Below are 339 nucleotides of genomic sequence, written 5' to 3'. Positions count from 1 at the left end.
CTGGAAAGCTTATACAGTCATCATTGATCCTAAAGTTTTGGTTGTTGATATAACAACACATTTTTTTCAAAACAGGAAGTCTTACTTGAGTATCTGAATTTCTTAAAGCCTTATTATATTTTCTTATGATGGACTTGGCATCTCGGATACATTGATTACATAAGGCACTTGGAAGATCAGCCTTTACATCTGCCGTTGTCATCTTTGTAATAGTTCTTCCATTAGCAGCATCAAAAACAAGCTTATTGACTGTAGAAATATATTCCGACATCGTTGCCTTGATTAATTCTGTTTGATATTTATTTGGATAAAGCTTGACTGTTTCTGTTAATTGCATAG

General features: G+C 33.0%; 1 pseudogene. It reads right to left on the bottom strand.

Features of this window, described 5'->3' with window-relative positions:
- Positions 1 to 339, bottom strand: a pseudogene (locus LJD32_RS15130) (hypothetical protein); the annotation flags it as partial.

Source organism: Faecalibacillus sp. TM498 (assembly GCF_020589955.1).
GTDB classification, from domain to species: domain Bacteria; phylum Bacillota_I; class Bacilli_A; order Erysipelotrichales; family Coprobacillaceae; genus Faecalibacillus; species Faecalibacillus intestinalis.
This window is presented reverse-complemented; position numbering and strand designations above follow the sequence as displayed.